Genomic DNA, 22,782 nt, shown 5'->3' on the forward strand with positions numbered 1-22,782 from the left:
GCTTCCCGAATTGCCAATTTTGCCTGTTCAGATCGCCGGCTCGCCATGATCTTCTCGCGATCATTCGAAACTTGGGCCGCGGAAAAAACAATGCGTTGCAAAATCGTCGGGGCGCCGGTGCAGGACGGCGCTGGCAGAATGGGATGCGAAATGGGGCCGAGTGCGCTGAGGACCGCCGGCCTTGTTGAGATGCTGTCCGGCCTCGGTCACGCTGTCGAGGATATGGGCGCCGTCCAGGCAATTCCGGTGAGGCACGTCATACATGGCAACCTGGCGCTGAAGGCCTTGCCCGAGATATCGGCCTGGACATACGCCATTGCCGAAGCTGCCTACGCCGCGAGCGACGACGCCATGCCGATCTTTCTCGGCGGCGACCATTCGATCTCGGCCGGGACCGTGTCGGGCCTCGCCCGCCGCGCTGCCCAAACCGGGCGTCCGCTGTTCGTGCTGTGGCTCGACGCGCATCCGGACTTCCACACGCTCGACACCACCGCCAGCGGCAATCTGCACGGTGTTCCGCTCGCTTACGCCAGCGGCCAGCCGGGTTTTAGCGGCTATTTTCCGGATCTGCCGGCAGCGGTCGATCCCAAGCGTATCTGCACCATGGGCCTGCGCAGCGTCGACCCGGCCGAGCGCAGCGCGCTCAACCAGGCGGGCGTGACCGTGCACGACATGCGCGCCATCGACGAGCATGGCATCGCGCCGCTGCTGCGCGCCTTCCTGGCGCGCGTGTCGGCGGAAGGCGGGCTGCTACATGTCAGTCTCGACGTCGACTTCCTCGACCCGTCAATTGCGCCGGCGGTCGGCACCACGGTTCCCGGCGGCGCCACCTTCCGCGAGGCGCATCTGGTGATGGAGATGCTGTCCGACAGCGGTTTGGTCACCAGCCTCGATCTGGTTGAACTCAATCCCTTCCTCGACGAGCGCGGCCGCACCGCGACGCTTATGGTCGACCTGACGGCGAGCCTGATGGGCCGCCGTATCATGGACCGCCCCACCCGCAGCCATTCCGGGAGCTTTTGATAATGACCACGGCAAAGCTGAACATCGTCCCCTTCGTCAGCGTCGATCGCATGATGAAGTTGGTGATTGCTATCGGGGTCGAGCGCTTCCTGACCGAACTCGCCAGCTACATCGAGGAAGACTTCCGTCGCTGGGAACTTTTCGACAAGACGCCTCGCATCGCCTCGCACAGCCACGATGGCGTCATCGAGCTGATGCCGACCAGCGATGGGCGCCTCTATGGCTTCAAATACGTCAACGGCCATCCGAAGAACATGCGCCAGGGTTTGCAGACGGTCACTGCCTTCGGCGTGCTCGCCGACGTCGGCAGCGGCTACCCGATGTTGCTGACCGAAATGACCATCCTGACCGCGCTGCGCACCGCCGCCACGTCTGCTGTCGCGGCCAAGTATCTGGCGCCAAGCGGCGCGCGCACCATGGCCATCATCGGTAACGGCGCCCAGTCGGAATTCCAGGCGATCGCCTTCAAGGCGCTTACCGGCGTCGACCGGCTCAGGCTCTATGACATCGACCGCTCGGCCTCGCTGAAATGCGCGCTGAACCTGGCTGGCATGGGCTTCGACATCACCATCTGCGAAACCGGGCAGGAAGCGGTTGAAGGTGCCGGGATCATCACGACGGTTACCGCCGATAAGCAGTGCGCCACAATTCTCACCGACAACATGGTCGGCTCCGGCGTCCACATCAACGCCGTCGGCGGCGATTGCCCCGGCAAGACCGAACTGCACAAGGACATCCTGTTGCGCTCCGACATTTTCGTCGAGTTCCCGCCACAGACACGCATCGAGGGCGAGATCCAGCAGCTCGATCCCAACCATCCCGTGACCGAACTCTGGCAAGTGATCACCGCCAAGGTGCAAGGCCGCCAGGACGCCAAGCAGATCACGCTGTTCGATTCAGTCGGCTTCGCCATCGAGGATTTTTCGGCGCTGCGCTATGTGCGCGACCAGTTGCAGGCGACCGGCCTCTACGAGGAACTCGACCTGCTCGCCGATCCCGACGAACCGCGCGATTTATTCGGTATGCTGCTGAGGGCGGCCATGCAGCCGGCGGCTTGAGGAAGCTCGCCCGAAAGCTGCCTCCGGGGCAAGTTCTTACTGCCTCGCCTCGGTTGCACTACACCTTCAGCCAAAATCATCAAACACTCCCGTCGTCAGGTCGCACGATCCTCACTTGCCCGACGGCTAGTTTCCATCCTTCCGTTTCGCCGCCGCCTCGGAGATCGCCATATCCCGTGCGCGCAGGAACACGCTCTCCATCCGCCAATGTTCGTTAGTATAGCGCGAATCGGCTGCCCACTCGTCCCAGCCGTGGTTGCGGCGGAACTCGCCGAGCAGACCGGAGGCCACGATCACGTCGCTGTCGACTAGGGTAGGGGCTTCGCAGTCCGGGGCGACATAGATCGCGTCTTCCCGGCAATAGAGTTCGCACATAAAGCAGGTCTGGCAGTCCGCCTGCCGGGCGATGCGCGGCAAGCCGCCGGTTGCCACTTCGAACACGTTGGTCGGGCAGACTTCGACACAGGCGTTGCAGCCCGTGCAACGCTCGGCGATGACGAGTTCGATCATGATGCGAGTTCCAATGCGCGGCCGTAGTCGGACCTTGTCCAGACCTTGTCCAGGCCGCCGACGAGAATGCGCCGGTTGAAACGGGGATCGGTCTGCGGCCGGTCCTCGCGTTGGTGCATGCCGCGGCTTTCGTCGCGTGCCAGAGCCGACGCGACACACCAGCGCGCCGTGGCCAGCATGGCCGCGGTCTCCCGAGTTCTCAGCAGCGCATCGCCGACGCCGCGGGCGCGCGCATCGAACTCCGCCCAGGCGGCGTCGAGCGTTTCGGCCGAACGTTTCAGCGCGTGACCGCTGCGGAAGACGTTCTTGTCGTAAGGTAGCATCTCGCCCTGTATGGCGGACTGCGCCGCACCGAGATCGACATCGCTCGGCACGGTGGCCGGACGCAGGCCCGCCTGCCCGATGGGTCTTGCGCCCGGCGCGGCAGGATTTTCCGCGGCAAAGCGCGCCGCACCCCTTCCGGCCCATTGACCAGACGACACCGCCCAAGCCGAATTGATGTTGCCGCCTCCCGAAATCGCGCCCGCAACGAGTTCGCGAGTCGCCGTATCGCCAGCGGCATAGAGGCCCGGAACAGAGGTCACGCAATCCTCGCCGACAATGCGGAGCCCGCCGATCCCGCGGATCGTCCCTTCCCCATGCAAGGTCACTTCGAACCGATCCTTATAGGGGTCGATGCCCCACCGCCGGAACGGCAACATGAAGTTCGGCGAAATCGTCGGCACCTGAGCACGGATGTCCTCGGGCGTGCGAGCGAGGTCGCAGAACACGCGTCCCTTCAACATGGCACGCGCCAGTGGCCGCGTTGTATCCGGGCCTGGCGGCATCGGGATCACCGCGCCGTCCTCGTCGTAATAAGTGGCGAAGGCGTAGGACATGGAGCGCGTCATCGTGGAGCGTACCGGCGCGACCGTATAGTAGGTCGTGAACTCCATCCCGGAGAGTTCGGCGCCAGCTTCCGCCGCCATCAGATAGCCGTCGCCTGTATTGGTGTGCGAGCCAAGCAGGCGCGACAGGAACGACGTGCCACCGGTGGCCATCACCACAGCGCCGGCATTGACCTGCCAGTCCCCGCCCGCCTGTCGCCGGATGCCGCGCGCGCCTGACACCGAGCCGTCGGCACGTTGGAGCAATTCCAGCGCCGGGCTGTGGTCGAGAACGGTCACGCCAAGACCGTCCACCAGCTTGCGCAGGGCGCGCATGTATTCCGGGCCGCGCAAGGCGCGATACTGCTTCACGCCATTCTCGTCCGTGGAAAAGTCGTACAAGCCCTCGAGGGTCGGCAGGCTTTCCCAAGTGAGCGCCAGAACGCGCGCCATCCATTCCGGATCGTTGAGGCCAAAGCCGGTCTTCAGTCGGTTGAGGATCGTGGTCTCGCGGAGTTCCGCAGGATCGGGAGGCACCCACCAATGCCCCGGTCCCGCAGTCGCGGTTACGCCACTGGTGCCGCAATGACCCTTATCCACTAGGATGACGGAAGCGCCGGCTCGACGCGCGGCAGACGCCGCCCAGGTTCCGGCAAGACCTCCGCCGACAACAAGCACGTCAGCGGTCAATCCAAGCGTCTCTTCCGGCGACCGGCTCATCGTCCAAGACCTTCAGGCATTGCCGTGAGTTCCATGTCGCACCCCCAGCCAGTCGAGAAGGCTGCCGCGTGTTCTGCCAAAGACCGGATCGGCGACGTCGCGCGGGCGCGGCAGGTCGATCCGCTCCTCGTGCGCGATGATGCCGTCTTTCATCACAAGGACCCGGTCGGCGAGAAGCACCGCCTCCTCCACGTCATGCGTGACCAGAAGAATGGCGCAGCCATGCCGTTCCCAGAGTTCGCCTACCAGGTCCTGCGCCTTGATGCGCGTCAGCGCATCAAGCGCGGCGAAAGGTTCGTCGAGCAGCAGCAAGTCGGGCTCGCGGACCAGCGCGCGTGCGAGCGAGGTGCGTTGCGCCTCGCCGCCGGACAGAACTTTCGGCCAGGCGTCGGCGCGATGGCCGATGCCAACCTCCTCGAGCGCGGCCAGCGCGCGCGCCCTGTCAGGCCGCCCCGGCAGGCCGAGCACGACGTTGCGCCACACCTTCTTCCATGGCATCAGGCGCGGCGCCTGGAACGCGACGGCGCGGCGGACCGGCACCTCGACCTCACCGATGATTTCGCGGTCGAGATCAGCGAGGATGCGCAGCAGCGTGCTCTTGCCGCAGCCGCTGGCGCCGAGAAGCGCCACGAACTCGCCCGGCGCGATGTCGACGTCGAGGCTCTTCAACACCTCGCGCTCGTCGAAGCGACGCGTGAGGCCACGAACCCTGACCGCCTGTCCTGCAACCTTCGGCCGTTCGGATACGCGCACAGGCGCATCCGTCTCGACCACTGTCAAGTTCCGCTGAACGCTGGCCGCCATGCGAGGAACACCTTTTCTAGAGTTCTGACCGTGAAATCGACCGCAAGCCCAAGCAGTGCGTAGACGACGAGGCAGACCACGATGACGTCGGTCTGGAAGAACTCGCGAGCCGTGGCCATGAGATAGCCGATGCCGGCCGTGGCATTGATCTGCTCGCCGAAGACGAGCGACAGCCACGCAACGCCGAGCGAATAGCGAAGACCAACCAGTGCGTTCGGCAGCGCACCCGGCAGCACGACATGCCGTATCATTGCCGCGCGTGAAAGCCCGAGCGTGCGACCGGCCTCGATCAGCGTCGAATCCACGTTGCGAATGCCGGCATAAACGTTGAGGTAGAGCGGGAAAGCGGTGCCCAGAGCGATCAGCGCGATCTTTGGCGCTTCGCCGATGCCAGACCAGATGATGAGCAGCGGAATCAGCGCGACATGGGGCAGCGTGCGCGCCATCTGCATCGTCGCGTCGATGAGATCTTCACCGATCCGGAACAGCCCCGCCAGCACAGCGAGCGCCACCCCGACCGTACCGCCGATTGCCAGGCCAATCAGCACACGGACGAGAGATACCCATATCGCTGCCTGCAATTCGCCTGTCTGGAATAGCTTGACGGCGCTGGAGATCACCGTGGACGGACCAGCCAAGACTTCACCAGGCAAAGCGCCCGTCAGCGAGGCAATATGCCAAAGCAGAACAAGAGCGATTGGTCCGGATGCCCGCCTCACCCAGCGCGGCAGGCTGCGCGCGGAAGCCGAGGCCGGCTCGATGCGTTGCCTGGCCAACCCTGCCGGTTCACCAGGCACATGTCTTTCGGCGGCGCTTGGTGCGATGGTGATCGTCGCGATCGAGTTCATCGACCTTTGTTCCTCAAATCTGCCTCAGTTGATCGGAAGGCCGCGATAGACGTAGTCGCGGAGGTCGAGCGAGCCGGTTAGCACGCCGGCCTCTTTCCACGTGTCAAACACGTTCTGCAGCGAGGCGACGAATGTGTCGTCGATGGGCGTGCGCTTGTATGCGGCTTCTATCGGATAGATATTTTCGACAAGGGCTTTGTCCTGCTTAGTGAAGCCCGCATAGAAATCGATGAACGCACCCTTGTTTTCGAGCGACCATTTGTAGCCGCGCTCGATGCGGTCGGAGAAATCGGCGATCGCGGCAGCCTTGCCGGGGTCGGCAAGCGCGCCGTCGGTCGCGCTCAGCACGAAGTTTCCGGTGTTGATGCCCGGCCCGTCGATCAGCACAGTCGCTTTCAGCGTGCCGACCGAGCGCGCCAGGTAGATGCCCCACGTGCCCCAGGCATCGATGCTGCCAGACTGAAAGGCGGCGCTCGCGTCGGCCGGCGTGAGGAAGGCGAGTTTCACATCACTGGTGGTCAGCCCGGCTCTCTTCAACACGCCGAGTGTCAAATAGTGAGCAACACTGCCGCGGGTCGTCGGCGAGATGGTCTTGCCCTTGAGATCCTGGATCGTCTTGATCGTGCTGCCGGCCGGAACGATCAGCGAACTGCCGAGCCCGCCATTCGAGAAATTGGCGACGACCTTGATCTTGGAGCCGCCTGCAATCGCGCTGACGGTTGGAGAATCCGCCGCCTGGCCGATGTCGACGGCGTCGGCCTTGAGCGCCTCGTGCAGGTTGACGGCGGCCGGATAGACAGACCATTCGATGTGATAAGGCACGTCCTTGAGGAGACCAGCCGCTTCCAGCTTGGCGCGGGTCGCGCCGGTCTGGTCGCCGACGCGCAGAACGACCTTGCTCAGGTCTTCGGCGGCGAGAGCCGGCAGCGTTAAGAGGGTCGCGACGGCTGCTAGCCCGCCAACGAGGAGGCTGAATGTGCGACGGGAGATGGCGGTCATGGGAGGGTTCACTTTCAGCTTGTGGGAGGAATTTGCTGGGGGGACGGCAGAAGGCTTACTCGGCCGCCACGGCGACACTCGTGGCGTAACGGTTGGGCGGAACGCGAATGCCGAGATTGCCGCGGAACGTCTCGCTTTCGTATTCGGTGCGGTAGATGCCGCGCGCCTGAAGGATTGGAACGACGGCCTCGACAAAGACGTCGAAGTCCTTCGGCAACGACACGTTGATCACAAAACCGTCGGAGCCGCGTTCTTGCAGCCAGCGCTGGAGCGCATCGGCGACCTGCTCCGGCGTCCCGACGAATTCGGTGCGCGGCGTCGCAAAGCGCAGCGCGACCTGGCGAAGCGTAAGGTTCTCCCGCGCCGCGGTTTCCAGGATCTTGCGCGATGTGCTCTGGTTGCTGTTCGCCCCATGCGCTCCGACATCCGGGAACGGCGCGTCGAGGTCGTGCTGTAGAAAATCATAGTCGTTGAAAGGGCGGCCGAGCATCGACAGCGCGTTCTCGATGGAGGTCAGGTTGGCGAATTCCCGGTATTTGCGCTCGACCTCCTCCTCGGTCGACCCGATCACCGGGCGGATTCCGGGCAGGATGACGAGTTCGTCGGGATCACGACCGAAACCGGCAGCGCGTTTTTTGGTGTCGAGGTAGTAGGTTTTGCCCTCGTCGAGATCGTCATGGTGGACAAAGATCGCGTCGGCGCGCTTGGCCGCAAAGTTCTTGCCGTCTTCGGAAGCACCAGCCTGGAAGATCACGGGCTGGCCTTGCGCCGAGCGGGCGATGTTGAGCGGCCCTTTGACCTGGAAAAACTCGCCCTTGTGATTGAGCGGATGAAGCTTTGCCGGATCGAAGAACACGCCACTCGCCTTGTCGTGAACGAGCGCGTCGTCTTCCCAGGAATCCCACAGACCTTGGACGACATCGAGATGTTCGGCGGCAAGCCGATAGCGCGTGTCGTGCGCCAGATGCGAGGACTTGCTGAAATTGACCGCGCTGCCTTCAAGCCATGAGGTCACCACGTTCCAGCCGGCGCGACCGCCGCTGATGTGGTCGAGCGAGGCGAACTGGCGCGCGACGTTGAAGGGCTCGCTGTAGCTGGCGGTGAGCGTGGCGACGAGGCCGATATGGGAAGTCGCGCCGGCCAGGGCCGACAGGATCGTCAGCGGCTCGAAGCGGTTGAGATAATGCGGGCTGGATTTTTCGGTAATGAAAACACTGTCGGCAACAAAGAGGAAATCGAACTTGGCGGCTTCGGCGAGCTGCGCCTGCCTCTTGTAGTACTCGAAGCTGGTGCTCGCGGTCGGGTCGGCGTCCGGGTGACGCCAGTCGCCCCATCCCATTCCGACGCCATGCAGCATGAACCCGAGTTTCAACTGGCGCTTTTTCGACATCTCAATCTCCTGTTCGGTCGATGAGGCCGAATACGAAAATCATCTTGCGCGAACGGCCGAACGTCACATCAACCTAAATTTTATCAAATCTATAGACTAGAAATATGATTGCGAATTCGCGGCGTATTGGGGAGTTGATTTCTCCGGCGCGGCTGTCCGGCGGAGGCTTCGGCGTGTTCATCCAGTTTTTGTCGGAACGCTCTTGCGGACATCAAAGACGTCGATCAGCGTCACCGACCGGAATTCCGAGAGCACAATGGTTACACGCACGATCCAGAACCCGTCGAGAGGCAAGACGAACCCGTCTGCGAGATAGCCATGCCCTTCGATCGGGCGCGCGTCGCGTGTGAACGGGCCGATGCCGTAAGACGGCTTGTCGAGATCGACGCTGACACTGATCGGTGTGAGCGGTTTTCCATCGAGATTGAGATCACGGATCTCGATCCTGACCGGCCCGACGATGGGCGGATGGATCGACAGGTTGGCCCCGACGCCGTCCTTCCGGGCATGGACTTCCTGCGCCTCAAACAGTGCGGGATTTGCCGCGATCGCGCGCGGCGGCGGCGTGAAACGCCACAGGCCGAGTACGGCGATAATGGCTGTCCCAATGGCGATCTCAGTCCCTATGCTGCGCGTCAGCCGCCGCGTCGCGCGGGCGTCGCCGGCAATCACGGGAGCGGTCAAATAGAAACGGTTGATCGCTGCGAACACGAACAGCACGAAAACCAATGCGAGCTTGGCCACAAGCACGCGGCCATAGTCGGTATTCCACAAAGCCGGGACGGTTTGCACCTGCACGACGGAAAGCAGCAGACCGGACAGAGCGAGGACGCTGACGATCACCGGAATGACGGATGAAAAGCGCCTGAGCGCGAGAGACGCTGCGGCATCTCCACGGGCCAGCACCATACCGAGTGGCGCCAATGCGCCGATCCAGAGCAAGACCGACACCGTATGGAGAAAGACGGCAGGCACGGTGAGGTATCGCGGCGATGCGGTCGAGGCGTGACCGGCGCTGGCGACCGCCACGCCGACCAGCAGAGGCGCCACGGCGGCAAGACAAAGGCCGAACCGCGTCCGGCCGGCCTCGCCGGCCGCATAGGCGAGGGCCAGTGCCGTCGCCGCCAGCAACGTGGAGCGGCCATAGCTCGTTGCCCAGAGGCCGGCACTCCAGACTTCGGACCGGGTCAGGGCTGGAACGGATTCGCCCAGCGCATCGAGGCCCTGGAACCCGATGAGCACTGGCGTCGCGGCCAGGCCCAGGAAGAGAGACCCCGTCACGATCCGGCATTGTCCTGGGCCAGAGCGGCCGATCAGGGCCTCGAAGGCCACGCCGCCGACGCCAACGATCAGCCCGAGCATCAGCAGAAATCGTGCCGACCAGAGGCCGATCCGAACCGGGAGATCGAATTGTTGGACGGCCTGCGGGGCAACCGCGCTCGGCGCGCCGACCGAGAACAGCAGCCCGCCGGCGATCGGATGGCCGTCGGACGATGCCACGCGCCAGGACAGGATATGTGTGCCTCTTTCGAGGTTTGGCGGCAGGGTCAGCACGATGACCGAGCCCCTGTCATCGATGTCTTTCAGGATTTCGGTGTGTCCGCCCGGATGGATCAGCCGCGCGACCAATGGTCGTACCGGCTCGGAGAAACGCAGCGTAACGGCTTGCGGGGCAACCGGCACAACCGCTCCGTCGGCGGGCTCGGCCGTGATCAACGTCGCGTGGGCAAAAGCCGAGCCGGCGCAAAACCCCAGCACGAAAATGGCGGCGAAGATCGCCACCATTGCCTTCGCCAGGAGTGCCGCTCTGGTCGGCAGGGTCAAGGCTGGACGCGGACCGAGGGCGCCGGATGTTTGAGGTCTTCGGACGAACCGCCGGCCGGCGGGATCTCGATCCAGCGTTCGACGCCCTTCTCGCACTCCTGCACGACCGGAACGTAGATCGTGCCAGCCTGCGCGCTGACCGTCGCCGAAAAGATGAATTCGTCGTGCTGGCCGTTCTCCAACCTGCCGCCAGTCCAGGCGATCTCCTTCTCTTGCAGGCCGCCATTGCCGTTGCCGGCGCCCGCGACCTGAACAGGTGTCGCATCGCCGGTCGCGGCCGAAAGCGTCCAGCCGGGCTTGGGCTCGAGCGTCACGCCGCTCAGCGTGTCGGGAATCGCAATTCGTATGGCGGTTGTCGCCGAACCCGCGCAGCCATGCGGAATGCGCAGCACGAACCTGACGGGGCGTCCTGCCTCCACCTCCTTGTTCTCGAAAGTGACGTGAGCGCTGGCGGGCAACGAAATCGCAAAAGCGGCGGCTGCAAGGGCGGCGCGTAGGCTGCGGTTCAGTTTCTCCATGATCGGGGCTTCCAATCCGTGTTCGGTTACCAGGTCGCCGCCAGACCGAGATGGCCGAGCGCTTCGCGCCGAAGTTCGGCAAGGCGCGGGTCACCGCGATGGCGCGGATAGGGAAGATCAACCTTCAGATCGGCGACGATGCGCGCCGGGCGCGGGCCAAAAATCAGCACACGCTGGGTCAGGAACAGCGCTTCCTCCACGTCATGCGTGACGAGAACGGCGGTCAGTCCGGCGCGCTGCCAAAGCCCAACAAGCTCCGTCTGCATGGTGAGGCGCGTCAGCGAATCCAGCTTGCCCAGAGGCTCATCGAGCAGCAGCAGGCGCGGCTCGTTCACCAAGGCGCGGGCCAGCGCCACACGCTGCGCCATGCCGCCTGAGAGTTGATGCGGATAGGCCTTGTCGAAGCCGTCAAGCCCAACGAGCTGGATGGCATCATCGACACGCTGGCGCGACTTTTTCAGGATACCTCGGGCTTCGAGGCCAAGCGCTACATTGTCCCACACCGTGCGCCACGGAAACAAAGTCGGATCCTGGAAGACCATGATGCGCGAGGGATCCGGATCGCCGACGTTTTCACCATCAACCTTCAAGTCACCTTTGGTCGGATGGTCGAGCCCGGCGAGAAGGCGAAGCAGCGTTGACTTACCGCAACCGGACGGGCCGAGCAGCGCGACAAACGATCCTGGCTCCACCGAAAAATCGATGCCGTCGAGCACCGGCAGCGGCTCGCCCTCGAGCTCGAATTGATGGAAGACGCTCTGGATATCGATCTTCTGGCCGGCAGCGGCGGACGCTGCAATGGTGTTCGTTGCAAGAGCTACCATCTGACCAGGCCCTTCTGCCACGAAAGCGTCCAGTCGCGCACTCTGAAGAGAATGGTTATCAGGCTCGAACACATCAGCGCCATTACCAGAAGAGCCGCATACATGTTGGCATAGGCGGCCCACCCTTGAGCCCATTGCAGGTACCAGCCGAGGCCTGCTTTCACACCGAGCATTTCGGCGACAACGAGCACTGCGAAGGACGTGCCGAGACCCATGAAAAGTCCGACAAACACATGCGGGAGAGCAGCCGGTATCGCGACCTTCAGGATCAGGAATGATGGCTTTGCGCCGAGCGTGCGGGCGATATCGTAATAATCCCGGTTGACGCTGGCGATGCCCGACCAGGTGAGGATGGTCATCGGGAAGGCGGTCGCGAGCGCGATCAGGAACACGCTGGCCGAGCCGCTGGTCGGAAAGATGAAGAAGGCGAGTGGTAGCCAGGCCGTCGCCGGCAGCGGTCCGATCAGCCGCAACAGCGGATGCACCCAGTAGCTCGCCGCCCGCGACCAGCCGATGGTCACGCCGGTGACGAAGCCCGCGGCAGCGCCGAAGAAATAGCCCTTCGCCAGCAAAAGCACCGAATACCAGACGCTGATGCCAAGCCGGCCCCAATCGTCGAAGAACACTTCCAGAATGCTCTGCGGCGACGAGAAGAAGGGCACGGGCAAAACGCCGGTCTTTGCCGTCACGATCTCCCAGCCCCCGACAACGATCGCGGCTGCGACGAACCAGGGTCCATAATAGCGGGTGGTGATTGCGGTGGCTCCAAAGAGCCGCCCCGTTGCCGCGACGACGATCAGTCCGAGCGCGATCACCAGCGAAATGATCGCCAGCTCCCGGCCGTAAGGCTGCGGGATGATCTCCGGCCAGAGTTCGATCAGCGCGGCCACGCCGACCCAGCTGGCCGCTGCTGCCAGCCCGAACACCCATATGCCCGCACCGGTTCGCGCGGGAGCTCCCTCCAGAGGAGAGGTTTCAGAATGCCCGGAAAGCGATGGATCAATCGAAGTCATCGTAGCATCTCCTACGCCGTCAGCACGTCGGCATAAACGCGCTCAGCGAACTCCTGCGGATCTGTCGACTGTTTGAACACCTGCACGTCACGCAGCTCCTGCGCATAGAGCGCGATTTCCTGCTTCAGATCGGCGCCGACCGGATTGTGATTGTGCGTCTGCGAAAGCAGTACGCCGACGAGCTCGTCGACCGTCTTGTCCTTGGGTGCATTCGGCAGGAAGGCCTTGGCGGCGTCCTGGGGCTTGGCAACAGTCCAGTCCTGCGCTTCGAGCAGCGCACGGGTCAGCGCCTGCGCGGCGGGGAGATCATCGCGGATCAGGCTGCCGCGCAGGCCGACGATGCAGCAAACGCGGTTTTCGAAGCCGTGGTCGAGGTTCGACGCGACCTGGATGTATTTCGGATCCTGCAGCCAGAAATAGGCCTTGGGGTCGCCGTCCGCGATGGCCTGGATCTCGCCCTTTTCGGCGGCGAGTTGCAGAAGCTCACCGGGATACTGGCGCCATTCGACATCCGCAATCGGATCGAGCCCTTCCTTGTGGAGCAGAATCGAGAAGAAATTCTTGCCGGGACTGGCGAGGTCGGAAATGCCGATCGTCTTGCCCTTGAGCTGCTTGAGATCGGTGATGCCGCTCGATTTCAGCGCGACGAGACGCGTGCAGCCACCATGCGATCCGGCCGTGATCTTCACATCGAAGCCCTGCTCCAGGGCCTTCAGCCAGCGCAGCGCCATGCCGACGCCGCCATCGGCCTTACCGGTGGCAATGGCTTCAAGAAGCGCTTCGGTCGAGGCGCCGAAATTGACCAATTCGACATCGAGCCCGTATTTCTTGAAGATGCCTTGCTCTTGCGCGACAAACACCGGCGCCAGGCAGATGGCCGAGGCGTTGGTTGCGAACTTTATCTTCTTCAGCTCGCTGGCCGGTGCCACGGCCTGCGCCCAGAGGCTGCTTGCGGACACCGCGCCAAGCGGCGCAGCAAGCCCGAGCGCTCCCGCCGTCTTGAGGAACGAGCGGCGGTCAAGCCCGCCGATAAGGGAACTGCTGCCTGCCGATGCAAAAGTCTTCCAGGTCATGTTCGATTCTCCTTGAGGATGCCGTGCTGGATTAGTGGGGGCCGCCAACCTTGCGCCTGGGAACTATTCGGCCGCCTGGACATGCGGCGCGGCGCGGTCCCGCGCCGCCACGAGCGTCCGCACGCGCGGGATGAGATCGCGGCCGTAGTGGAAGGCGTCTTCGAGTGGATCAAAGCCGCGGATGAGGAAGGTGGTGACGCCGAGATCGTAGTAGTCGAGCATCGCCTCCGCGACCTGGTCGGGTGTGCCGACCAGCGAGGTCGAATTGCCGCTGGCTCCGGTCAGCGCTGCGATTTCCGTCCACAGACGCTTGTCGAGGCGCGCGCCTTGCGCGGCCGCCGCCAGCAGGCGGCGCGAACCTTCGTTAGGGGGCCCGCTGACACCATTCTTGGCATTGACGTTGATCAGGCGCTCGCCTGAAGCGCTGGCGCGCAGGGCCTTGGCGCGCTGCAGGATACGGTCGGCTTTCGCCCATGCCGCCTCCTCCGTATCTGCCAGGATCGGGCGCAGCGACAGGCTGAAGCGCGGCGCGCGGCCATGAGCGTCCGCCGCGGCGCGGATGCGCTGGATTGTCTCGGCAACCTGCGCATAGGTCTCGCCCCACAAGGCGTAGATATCGGCATGTTTGCCGGCGACTGCGATCGCCGCGTCGGAGGAGCCACCGAAATAGACGGGGATGCCATCTTGGCCGTGCGGCTTGACCTCCGAGAAGCCGCCGGCGATCCGATAATACTTGCCCTCAAAGTCGAACGGTTTTTCGCTGGTCCATTCCTTGCGCACAATGTCGAGATACTCGCTCGTGCGGGCATAGCGCTCGTCCTTAGTCAGGTGGTCGCCGTCCTGCGCCAGCTCCTGATCGTTGCCGCCGGTGATGATGTGGACCGAGACCCGGCCGCCGCTCAAATGATCCAATGTCGCCAACTGGCGCGCGGCAAGCGTCGGCGCCGTGAAACCCGGCCGATGCGCGATCATCAATTTCAGTTTCCGGGTGATGCTGGTCACATACTGGCCGACGAGGATGCTTTCCGGTGACGTGGAGTGAAACGCCAGCAGCACCCGGTCGAACCCGCCATTCTCGTGGATGGCGGCGGCAGCGGCGATGTGTTCGCGGCTGATGATTGGGCCGGAACGGGCGATCGTCTCCGATGCGTTGAAATTTCCGATGTAACCGATGAATTCGACTGGCACGAAAACCTCCGTCGTTTGCTGGTCAGATACCGAGCGCAAGGCGGCCGGCGCCGAGCCGAACCGTGTCTTCCTGCGGGCTGTGAATGCGACCGCAAAGCACATCGCGGTGATGGCGCTCGAGCGGGTTGTGGCGTGAGATGCCGTGATTGCCGGTAAGCTTCAGCGCCTTTTCGACGGCGACAATGGCGTTTTCCGTCGTGACCACCTTGATCAGGCCGGCTGCCGACAGGGTGAAAGGACGCCCTTCGTCGACATCGCGCGCCGCTGATGCGATCAGCCGGAGGTTGACGGCGATCAATTCCTCGATTTCCCCAACCGCCTGCTGGATGCGTGGGATCGTCGCCAGCGGCTGGCCGAGATTGGTCGGCACGCGCTCCTTCAGAAAGCGCACCAGCCAATCGCGCGCTGCCTGCGCGACGCCGGTATAGAGCGCGCCCGGCAGCGTGCCGAACCATGCGGCCTGTCCCTCGCCGCGCGTATCCCACTCAGACGGAAGACGAATGTCGGCGGCATGGTCGAGGGGGATACGCACATCTTCCAGCACGGCGTCGTGGCTTCCGGTGGCGCGCATGCCGAGTGGATTCCAGGTTTTTTCGATGCGCAGTCCAGGCGCATTGGCGGGAACCAGAAAGCCGCCGACACGCGGTTCATCTTCCTCGGTTCTCGCCCATACGATCGCCCAGCTCAGGCCTTCCACGCCCGTCGAATAGATCTTTCGGCCACTGATCGACCAGCCATCGGCCGTGCGCCGCGCCGTTGTCGCCGGGAGCCCTCCTCGTATCGGCGTGCCGAGTTCTGGCTCGACGCGAAACGCGTTGATCAAGGCGCCGTTCTCGACGGCATCGCCGACCACCTTGCGCATGAGGTGTTCGGGCCAGCGCCCGCCTGGCAGCGTGGCAAGGTTTATGTACTGCATGATCAGGATAAGCGCGGTGCACGGTTCGCCGCGGGCGATTTCGCGGATTACCTCAGATGCTTCGGCGAGACCCGCCCCGCCGCCGCCGAGTTCGACCGGCGCCGTCAGGGCGATAAGACCAGCATCATGCAACCGAAAAATGTTCTCGTGCGGAAATGCGGCACTCTCATCCAAGTCGCCGGCGGTCTCGGCAAATGTTCGCGCCAATTCAGCCGCCGCCTCGACGGATTTGCGAGCGGTCGTTGCAGCCCTTGGACGAAGCGGGGTAACCGTCATCTACGCATCCCTTCTGCCGCAATAGACGACGGCATCACTCGGCAGCCACGGCGTGATGCAATGCTTGCGGAAAGAACGGACCAAGCTCGGCTACAGCCTGTTCGACACGATGGCGAACGGGCTGCGAGACGAGGCGGTAGTCGTCGAAATCCCTGTCTGCCGCATAGATGGCGCTGGGCAGCGTATGCGCCATGAAGAAACCGAAAAGCGGGCGAAGCTGATGCTCGACGATCAGCGCGTGGCGGTCGCCGCCGCCCGTGGCGGTCAGGATTACCGGTTTGCCTTGCAGGGCGAGCGGATCGATCAGATCGAGAAAATGCTTGAAGAGCCCGGTATAGCTGCCCTTGTAGGTCGGCGACCCGACGACGAGCACATCGGCCGAGATGATGTGTTGCATGGCTTTCCGCGCGCCCGCGTCGAGATCATCATAGCGCCGGGCGTTGCCCAGCGAAGGACCGATATCGGCCAGGTCGTAGAGTCTAGAGCGAAGACCGTATCGGGCGCATGCAAGCCCTGCGACCGCCTCTACCAGAGCGTAGGATTTGGAGGGACGGTTGAAACTGCCGATCAGGCCGACCAGTTTTGCGTGAGACATGCAGGCCCCCTTTGTCGTTGAAAGTTCCAAGTTTTTCGAACGAACACCGGACTGCGCGAGCGAATGGCTGCCGAGGCGTCTTAATGTCTACAATATTTATAGATTTTAGAGAGAAGGAGTCGCTGTCGTTTCGAATGTTTGCTGTCTGTTAGAAAATCATGCCTGCGGCCGAGCCCAGCCGGACGCGCGCATCTTGTGACCGACTGCTGCTTGGTAGATGCCAGTTCGTGCCCGATCGTTCGATGGAAAACTGGCCTCGGCTTGGCCGCCCGAAATAGACAATTCGTTGCGCGGCGAAACCCTTCGCGCAATTTCTTCTCTCGCGCGGCGGCCTCGGCCACCTATCCTGAACGAAACTCGACGGCCGGATCATCCGCGCCGCTTCGGCGTCCAATCTTCACCACGGAGAAGACCAATGTCCAAGGTGCAATCGCTCAACGGAACCCTTGCCGAATTCCAGGCCAAGCGGGCGCTGACGATGCCGGCCGACAGGTTGAAGATCAATGTCGACCAGCGCCGCCTGCTCGTCGATACAGCCGACCGCTCGGCCTTCGTCAAAGCAGGAGATACCGTTCAGCCCTTCGCGTTGACCGAGGTGGACGGCCAGTCACTTACGCTGGAGGGTCTTCTCGAGAACGGGCCTCTGGTGCTGATCTTCTTCCGCTTCGCGGGATGCCCGGTCTGCAATGTCGCGTTGCCTTACTACAATCAGCATCTTGCGCCGGAGCTGAGCAGGCTGGGGGCGACCCTGGTGGGGATCAGTCCGCAAGTTGGCGAAAAATTGCACGACATCAAGGACCGTCACAGGCTGGATTTCCTGATCGCCACGGACGCGGACAATGCGCTGGGCCGCCGGTTCGGCATCCTCTATTCCTTCGACGAACCTTCCCGCCGCGTTTCGCTCGAAAGCGGCAGCCCGATCGGCGAGGTGACCGGAACGGGAACCTGGGAACTTCCCATGCCGACGGCGGTGATCATCGATCAATCGAGGACGGTGCGATTTGCCGATGTCAGCCCGGACTGGCTTGTGCGCACCGAACCGGTCGATATCATCGCTGCCCTGAAGACCATCACCGCCCGCGTCGCGGCGTGAACAGCCGACAACAGGAAGCAAGATCTTGACACACGACCACAGGCACGACGGCCACGATGAGCATGACCACGACCACGCGCCAGTCGACTGGCGCGAGAACGGGGTAAAGGTCATTCCCGGCAATTCGCTCGACCCCAACACGGCGCAGACGCCCGGCATGAACCGCGCGGCGGCGATCAGCAAGGCTCGGGCGGGCGCCGAAAAGATATGGGCCGGCACGGTGACCATCCACGCCAACGCCAAGACCGGCGCTCATCACCATGGCGATCTGGAAAGCATCATCTATGTCGTCAAGGGCAAGGCGCGCATGCGCTGGGGCGAGAGCCTGGAGTATGTGGCGGAGGCCGGCCCCGGCGACTTCATCTATGTGCCGCCTTACGTGCCGCATCAGGAGATCAATGCCAGCCGCGACGAGACGCTGGAATGCGTTCTTGTCAGGTCAGGCCAAGAGCCGGTGGTCGTCAATCTGGACATCAAACCTGTGGAAGCACCCGAAGAGGTGCTGTGGATAGATCCAATCCATAGGTGAGCTTCCAGACCTCATAGAAATCGCGACGAAGCCAAGGCCTCACTCACTCCGCTAATCATTCCACCAACCGCTTCAGTTCGTGAGCATGTATCCGCCACGGTGCAGGTTCACGCAACCACCGATACCGACATAGGCTCGAAGTCATGATCTGTTGTCGGGGAGATGGGTCTGCCGCGCAGGTCAGTTCCCAGCGTTGGCAAAGTCACAGCGAGAGCTACAAATCCGCTGGAACGCTGGCTGTCCCGCTTCTTCGACTTTCGCGGTCCCGGTCATAATGACGACCACATCCGCCCATCGCGTGGGTCCTGGTCCCATTTCCGGTCACGTTCTTCTGACCATCCGCTTGTGACCAAGCACTTCACGCGATTCCTTTCGACCGGCGCAAAGGCTTGTCGTGCACCGACGAGCATTTCGACGAGGCCAGGGTAGGGCAGCGCTCTATCGGTTACGACTCGGCGGTCAGTTGGTGCCGCATGGGTTTCGAACGTGGCCGCTCTTGGGGGACACGGGGTCAGGCTTCACTTCCTTTCCCGGTCGCGCCTACGCCAAGCTGCGACATAACTCGAAGGAATGTCCGTTCTTTCAAAACCGGCTGAAAAAAAATTAAGCCGGTGCCGCTGCCGGTTGATCGCCAAAAATGTTAACGATTTCAACGACTTGGAATGGCGCGCCCGAAGAGATTCGAACTCCTGACCCCCAGATTCGTAGTTTGAAGGTCTGTCCGTTGGCGCAACGGGCAGTCCATACGTCTCCGCCGGCTTCCGTGGTAGTTTCCTCAAAATGGCTACGCTGCTGTACTTCGCTTATGGCTCAAATATGCTCACAGCCCGTCTTCAGGCGCGTTGCCCTTCGGCAAAGGTCAAAGGGGTTGCGACGGCAGGCAACTATTCGCTCGCATTCTTCAAGCGCGGCCAAGACGGATCCGGGAAGGCCACACTTGTCCCGGATACTCGTGTTGGGCAGCGGATTGTGGGCGTGATGTTTGAGCTTGATGAACGCGAGCTATCGCAGCTTGACCGTTTCGAGGGCGCCGGCAAGGGATATGATCGCGTGGAACGGTTTCGCGTGCGAACTGGCGATGAAACGGGAAAGCTTGAGGCCTTCACCTACATTGCCAGTGATGGCTTTCTCGATCCCGATTTGAAGCCTTACGACTGGTATCTGCGCCTCGTGGTGGCCGGAGCGCGCGAACACGCTTTGCCGGAGGAGTATGTCGCTGCAGTCGAGAATACTCAGACGGCAGGCGACCCGGTCCAGGATCGTCCATCGCGGATAGAGGCTCTGGCGCTGTTGGGAGCAACGTTGTGAGGCTTCACAGGGATACCCGCATCGCCGGCGACAAGACGGTAGGCGATTGGTCCGCGGCCAGACGCCGGCTCTCAAGATCGAAGAACCCGCAGCTCTGGACAGATGCTTTTGGCGACTTCTTCTTGGCGCGTCTGAACAGCAGGTATTTTGAGCCGGTTGGGGCATTGGAAAATATGCCGGAAAAGGCGGGTGAAGGATTTGCTATCGTCACCCTTCACTGTTCACTGATTGAATTTCTGGCCTCTACGCTCGTGGGCAAGTCTTACCGCTATCGGCGAAAAGGCGACCCCCCGTTGGGAGCTGATGAATATTCGGATAGTGGCAATATGTTTGTTGGCTTCCTTGAAGCAAATGAGCCCTTCAAAACTATGTTTGCGCGCGCGGGAACCGCTAGGGAGTTTTATGCCTGTGTCCGGTGTGGGCTGTTACATGAAGCGCGGACAAAAGGGCGATGGCGTATACAGGTAGACCCGTCAGCTAAACAGGCTATCGATACAAGCGTTCCGGCCATTTATCGGAATCGTCTGCAACCTGCCTTCAATGATTTCGTCAAATCGTACGGACGGCAGCTCACGACCAACAGGTCCCTTCAAGAAGCCTTCATTCGAAAATTCGATAGCCTTTGCGAGGGCTAGTTCGAATCTTCTCTGGCCAATTGGCGCCCCAGCGTGAATGAAACTGACAACTATGTCTCCGCTGGAGTCCTATGACATTCTAGCCGCCGACCCGCGAACGCCGCCGCGACCATCCGAGGCTCGCCCCCGCAGACTATACGCGAGTAAGGAGGCCAACCCTAGACACCATCCTTGATCTTCGCGATCAGCGCCATGATCTGGTCAGTCTGGATACCGTCGAGCTCTTCGGTAGTTACCAGGATGCCGTTGGGGCCACCGCCCGCCTCTTCTGGCAGGATCCCATTGTCCCGATACCACTGGAGCTTGAGCGCCCACTTCCGATCATATTCGGCATCTCCCTTCATGCCGAGATGCTCCCAATACCAGATGCTGCCGGTTACCGCGTCCTCGACCGTGAAGTCAGGATATCGACGGCTGCCGTCAGAGACGATGAGTGGACGTTCATAGGCGTAATCAAGACCGGCGCTTTGCAACTCGTTGGCGATTATCACTTCCGATTTGGAGATCATCAGTTCGCCGCGGCGTGAGCGGTGAATGTGTTTGCCATCAAAAATCCGCGTTCCAACTACGATCGGTCGAGGTGGTCCGAATAGATTGGTAAGGCGGCGGGCCGCGTCGGACAGGTGTCGGAAATCAACCAGCCGATGCGGGTCGCCCTGACACAGGATCACGAGTCGTCGGCTTTGACGGGTCAGCGCCGTGTAGAGAAGCTCGCGGGACAGGATTCTGCAGGGATTGGGCAGAACCACGAACACCGTGTCGAACTCGCTGCCCTGGGCCTTATGGACGGTCAGTGCGTGGCGGCCGACGGTATGACGATGATGATCGTGACGCACGAGATGGGGTTTGCCCGGGAGGTGGCCGACCGCATCGTTTATATTGATCAGGGCAGTATCCTTGAGATCGGCGAACCCGACGAGTTCTTCGACAACCCCAGAAACGATCGAGCCCGCTCGTTCCTGGCCCGTGTCTTGAAACACTAGCGACATCCAAGGATTCCAATATGAAAGTTCGGCTGCCCACAGATCCCGCCCGCGCCGATCTTCTGGCCGCGAAGCCGACCCTTTGGCTCAATCCCTTGTATCGCAATGGAGCCATCGGTGACGCTGAGCTTCCGATTTCGCCCAACGATGTAACCGATGCTTGTAGAAACTGGGCGCGATTGGCGCCCCTGCTGGCGGCGTGCTTCCCCGAACTTAAGGCGACGTCAGGACGGATTCGATCTGAGCTTGTTGAGCTCAAGGAATTGCATGAGGCCCTTGGCTACAGATCGAGAGAGTTCGGCCGCACCTTCATCAAGGCTGACAGTCATCTCCCCGTGGCTGGCTCCATCAAGGCGCGGGGAGGTGTCTATGAGGTTTTCCTATTTGCCGAGGAGCTCGCCCGAAAGACCGGACTTCTCTCCGACGACGATGACATTGTGAAGCTGGCCGACGACCCAGCCCGGGCACTCTTCTCAGCCTATACCCTCGCCGTCGGCAGTACTGGCAATCTCGGACTGAGTGTCGGAATCGCCGCCCGCGCCCTGGGCTTCAAGGCGACCGTGCACATGTCGTCGGATGCCAAGGCTTGGAAAGTTGAGCGCCTTCGCCGTCTTGGCGTTGAAGTCGTTCAGCACGAAGCTGACTACACAACCGCGGTGGAGAACGCACGGGACAAAGCCGCCTCGGATCCAACCATCTATTTCGTCGATGATGAACAGTCGCGTCACCTCTTCCTGGGATACAGTGCCGCAGCGGGTGAACTAGCAGAGCAACTTGCAGATCTGGGGATCCCGGTCGACGCGGATCATCCGCTATTTCTATACCTGCCTTGCGGTATAGGCGGGGCCCCCGGAGGCGTGGCCTACGGCGCAAAAGCCATTCTTGGTGACCACGTCCACGCCTTCTTTGTCGAGCCTACCCAGTCGCCATGCGCACTTGCGCATATGATGTCCGGGTCCAAGGCACTCGTCTCGGTCTATGATATCGGCCTGACCAACAGAACCGAAGCTGATGGCATGGCGGTCGCGCGAATGTCGTCATTCGTGGCAACAGTGATGCGCGAAATGCTGGCAGGCATTTTCACGGTTGCCGACGACGACCTGTTCAGGTTGCTACGTGCGGCATGGTTAACTCAGGGTCAGAAGCTGGAGCCATCTGCGGCCGCGGCGCTGATTGGACCGAATTTCATCGTCCGACATGAAGCTGGACGCCGATTCCAGCGGGAGAGAGGCCTTCAGGCGAAGATGTCTCGTGCGACCCACATTCTTTGGACCACGGGCGGTTCATTCGTTCCGCAGGAGCAGTTCAAGAACTTCCTGCAGCAAGCGGAAGCTCTTGCCGAGGGCTCTGAGATCGGCACAGGTTCGAATGGTCGTGCTGCCGCTGCTTTGGGGTAATCCTCGCGGCGGCTTATGACAGAATCGGCTTGCGCGTTATCTCGTCTATGAAGATCTGCAACGCCGGGCTTCGTTTCTCTCCCTTTCGGAACGCTAGGAAAATCTTGCGCCGGATTTCCGGAACGACTTTGCATACCCATACGTCTTCGAGGTCGTGACTGGCCCGAAGCCCAGGAAGTATCGAAATGCCATACCCCTGTCGGATCATGGCAATCGTGACCTCGAAACCCTTGCAGCGTGCGACGATGTTTGGTTTGAAGCCGGCTGCCTGACAGGCATCGGCGAGCATTCGTGTGTAGGTTTCGGAGATCGTGTCCCAGGAAGTGGTGTAGCTGACGGCTTGGTCGCCGCGTTCTCCGGCATGGGGCCGGGCTGATCAGCGTGCCACGGCT

At 62.2% G+C, this 22,782-nt stretch carries 23 protein-coding genes and 1 pseudogene; 8 read left to right on the forward strand and 16 right to left on the reverse strand.

Features of this window, described 5'->3' with window-relative positions; genetic code table 11:
- Positions 1–90 precede the first annotated feature (90 nt).
- Positions 91–1,023 (forward strand): arginase, encoded by a 933-nt coding sequence (gene rocF, locus NKH03_RS26280; RefSeq protein ID WP_352881312.1) that lies wholly within the window; start codon positions 91–93, stop codon positions 1,021–1,023.
- Between the two features lie 2 nt (positions 1,024–1,025).
- On the forward strand, positions 1,026–2,081 hold the full coding sequence (gene ocd, locus NKH03_RS26285; protein ID WP_352881310.1) for an ornithine cyclodeaminase: 1,056 nt from the start codon (positions 1,026–1,028) through the stop codon (positions 2,079–2,081).
- Between the two features lie 126 nt (positions 2,082–2,207).
- On the opposite strand, the gene NKH03_RS26290 is transcribed toward ocd, so the two are convergent.
- The 14 genes from NKH03_RS26290 to msuE form a co-directional block, all read right to left on the reverse strand.
- Positions 2,208–2,591 carry a 4Fe-4S binding protein gene (locus NKH03_RS26290; protein ID WP_352881308.1) on the reverse strand — a complete coding sequence of 128 codons (384 nt, stop codon included), beginning with the start codon at positions 2,589–2,591 and terminating at the stop codon, positions 2,208–2,210.
- Positions 2,588–4,177 carry an FAD-dependent oxidoreductase gene (locus NKH03_RS26295; protein ID WP_352881306.1) on the reverse strand — a complete coding sequence of 530 codons (1,590 nt, stop codon included), beginning with the start codon at positions 4,175–4,177 and terminating at the stop codon, positions 2,588–2,590. The genes NKH03_RS26290 and NKH03_RS26295 overlap by 4 nt, the downstream gene beginning before the upstream one ends.
- A 12-nt stretch (positions 4,178–4,189) precedes the next feature.
- Complete coding sequence (locus tag NKH03_RS26300; RefSeq protein WP_352971502.1) at positions 4,190–4,981, reverse strand: ABC transporter ATP-binding protein; 792 nt, start codon at positions 4,979–4,981, stop codon at positions 4,190–4,192.
- A complete protein-coding gene (locus NKH03_RS26305; RefSeq protein WP_352971504.1) occupies positions 4,954–5,829 on the reverse strand; it encodes an ABC transporter permease subunit in 876 nt (291 codons plus the stop codon). The genes NKH03_RS26300 and NKH03_RS26305 overlap by 28 nt, the downstream gene beginning before the upstream one ends.
- A 24-nt stretch (positions 5,830–5,853) precedes the next feature.
- Positions 5,854–6,828 carry an ABC transporter substrate-binding protein gene (locus NKH03_RS26310; protein WP_352881302.1) on the reverse strand — a complete coding sequence of 325 codons (975 nt, stop codon included), beginning with the start codon at positions 6,826–6,828 and terminating at the stop codon, positions 5,854–5,856.
- A 55-nt stretch (positions 6,829–6,883) separates the two neighbouring features.
- Positions 6,884–8,218: an LLM class flavin-dependent oxidoreductase gene (locus tag NKH03_RS26315; RefSeq protein ID WP_352971505.1), complete on the reverse strand. Its 1,335-nt coding sequence runs from the start codon at positions 8,216–8,218 to the stop codon at positions 6,884–6,886.
- 177 nt (positions 8,219–8,395) lie between these two features.
- Positions 8,396–10,042 (reverse strand): copper resistance CopC/CopD family protein, encoded by a 1,647-nt coding sequence (locus NKH03_RS26320; protein ID WP_352971506.1) that lies wholly within the window; start codon positions 10,040–10,042, stop codon positions 8,396–8,398.
- Complete coding sequence (locus NKH03_RS26325; RefSeq protein WP_352881297.1) at positions 10,039–10,560, reverse strand: YcnI family copper-binding membrane protein; 522 nt, start codon at positions 10,558–10,560, stop codon at positions 10,039–10,041. The genes NKH03_RS26320 and NKH03_RS26325 overlap by 4 nt, the downstream gene beginning before the upstream one ends.
- Positions 10,561–10,586: 26 nt before the next feature.
- Positions 10,587–11,384 carry an ABC transporter ATP-binding protein gene (locus tag NKH03_RS26330; protein ID WP_352881295.1) on the reverse strand — a complete coding sequence of 266 codons (798 nt, stop codon included), beginning with the start codon at positions 11,382–11,384 and terminating at the stop codon, positions 10,587–10,589.
- The gene (locus tag NKH03_RS26335; RefSeq protein ID WP_352971507.1) at positions 11,378–12,397 is read right to left on the reverse strand and encodes an ABC transporter permease; all 1,020 of its coding nucleotides are present in this window, start codon (positions 12,395–12,397) and stop codon (positions 11,378–11,380) included. Before NKH03_RS26335 ends, NKH03_RS26330 begins: the two co-directional genes overlap by 7 nt.
- A gap of 11 nt (positions 12,398–12,408) precedes the next feature.
- On the reverse strand, positions 12,409–13,470 hold the full coding sequence (locus NKH03_RS26340; protein ID WP_352881291.1) for an ABC transporter substrate-binding protein: 1,062 nt from the start codon (positions 13,468–13,470) through the stop codon (positions 12,409–12,411).
- Between the two features lie 63 nt (positions 13,471–13,533).
- Positions 13,534–14,658 carry an LLM class flavin-dependent oxidoreductase gene (locus NKH03_RS26345; RefSeq protein WP_352971508.1) on the reverse strand — a complete coding sequence of 375 codons (1,125 nt, stop codon included), beginning with the start codon at positions 14,656–14,658 and terminating at the stop codon, positions 13,534–13,536.
- Positions 14,659–14,680: 22 nt separating this feature from the next.
- Positions 14,681–15,850, reverse strand: a complete 1,170-nt coding sequence (locus NKH03_RS26350) for an acyl-CoA dehydrogenase family protein (protein ID WP_352971509.1) — start codon at positions 15,848–15,850, stop codon at positions 14,681–14,683.
- Between the two features lie 34 nt (positions 15,851–15,884).
- On the reverse strand, positions 15,885–16,445 hold the full coding sequence (msuE, locus tag NKH03_RS26355; protein ID WP_352881286.1) for an FMN reductase: 561 nt from the start codon (positions 16,443–16,445) through the stop codon (positions 15,885–15,887).
- A 415-nt stretch (positions 16,446–16,860) separates the two neighbouring features.
- Between msuE and NKH03_RS26360 the strand changes: the two genes are divergently transcribed.
- The 4 genes from NKH03_RS26360 (at position 16,861) to NKH03_RS26375 (ending at position 20,010) form a co-directional block, all read left to right on the forward strand.
- Complete coding sequence (locus NKH03_RS26360) at positions 16,861–17,538, forward strand: peroxiredoxin-like family protein (protein WP_352971511.1); 678 nt, start codon at positions 16,861–16,863, stop codon at positions 17,536–17,538.
- A gap of 25 nt (positions 17,539–17,563) precedes the next feature.
- Positions 17,564–18,067 (forward strand): cupin domain-containing protein, encoded by a 504-nt coding sequence (locus NKH03_RS26365; protein WP_352881282.1) that lies wholly within the window; start codon positions 17,564–17,566, stop codon positions 18,065–18,067.
- Between the two features lie 780 nt (positions 18,068–18,847).
- Positions 18,848–19,375 (forward strand): gamma-glutamylcyclotransferase family protein, encoded by a 528-nt coding sequence (locus NKH03_RS26370; RefSeq protein WP_352881280.1) that lies wholly within the window; start codon positions 18,848–18,850, stop codon positions 19,373–19,375.
- A complete protein-coding gene (locus NKH03_RS26375) occupies positions 19,372–20,010 on the forward strand; it encodes a hypothetical protein (protein WP_352881278.1) in 639 nt (212 codons plus the stop codon). The genes NKH03_RS26370 and NKH03_RS26375 overlap by 4 nt, the downstream gene beginning before the upstream one ends.
- Before the next feature lie 158 nt (positions 20,011–20,168).
- On the opposite strand, the gene NKH03_RS26380 is transcribed toward NKH03_RS26375, so the two are convergent.
- Complete coding sequence (locus NKH03_RS26380; RefSeq protein ID WP_352971513.1) at positions 20,169–20,846, reverse strand: C-terminal helicase domain-containing protein; 678 nt, start codon at positions 20,844–20,846, stop codon at positions 20,169–20,171.
- Here NKH03_RS26380 and NKH03_RS26385 point away from each other — a divergent pair.
- Positions 20,808–20,993, forward strand: a pseudogene (locus tag NKH03_RS26385) (hypothetical protein); the annotation flags it as partial. The gene NKH03_RS26380 and the pseudogene NKH03_RS26385 overlap by 39 nt on opposite strands.
- Before the next feature lie 20 nt (positions 20,994–21,013).
- Positions 21,014–22,390, forward strand: coding sequence for a D-serine ammonia-lyase (gene dsdA / locus NKH03_RS26390; protein ID WP_352882083.1), 1,377 nt, complete (start codon positions 21,014–21,016; stop codon positions 22,388–22,390).
- Between the two features lie 13 nt (positions 22,391–22,403).
- On the opposite strand, the gene NKH03_RS26395 is transcribed toward dsdA, so the two are convergent.
- Positions 22,404–22,679, reverse strand: coding sequence for a LysR substrate-binding domain-containing protein (locus NKH03_RS26395; RefSeq protein ID WP_352971515.1), 276 nt, complete (start codon positions 22,677–22,679; stop codon positions 22,404–22,406).
- Positions 22,680–22,782 lie beyond the last annotated feature (103 nt).

This window comes from Mesorhizobium sp. M1406 (genome assembly GCF_040317555.1).
GTDB lineage: Bacteria > Pseudomonadota > Alphaproteobacteria > Rhizobiales > Rhizobiaceae > Mesorhizobium.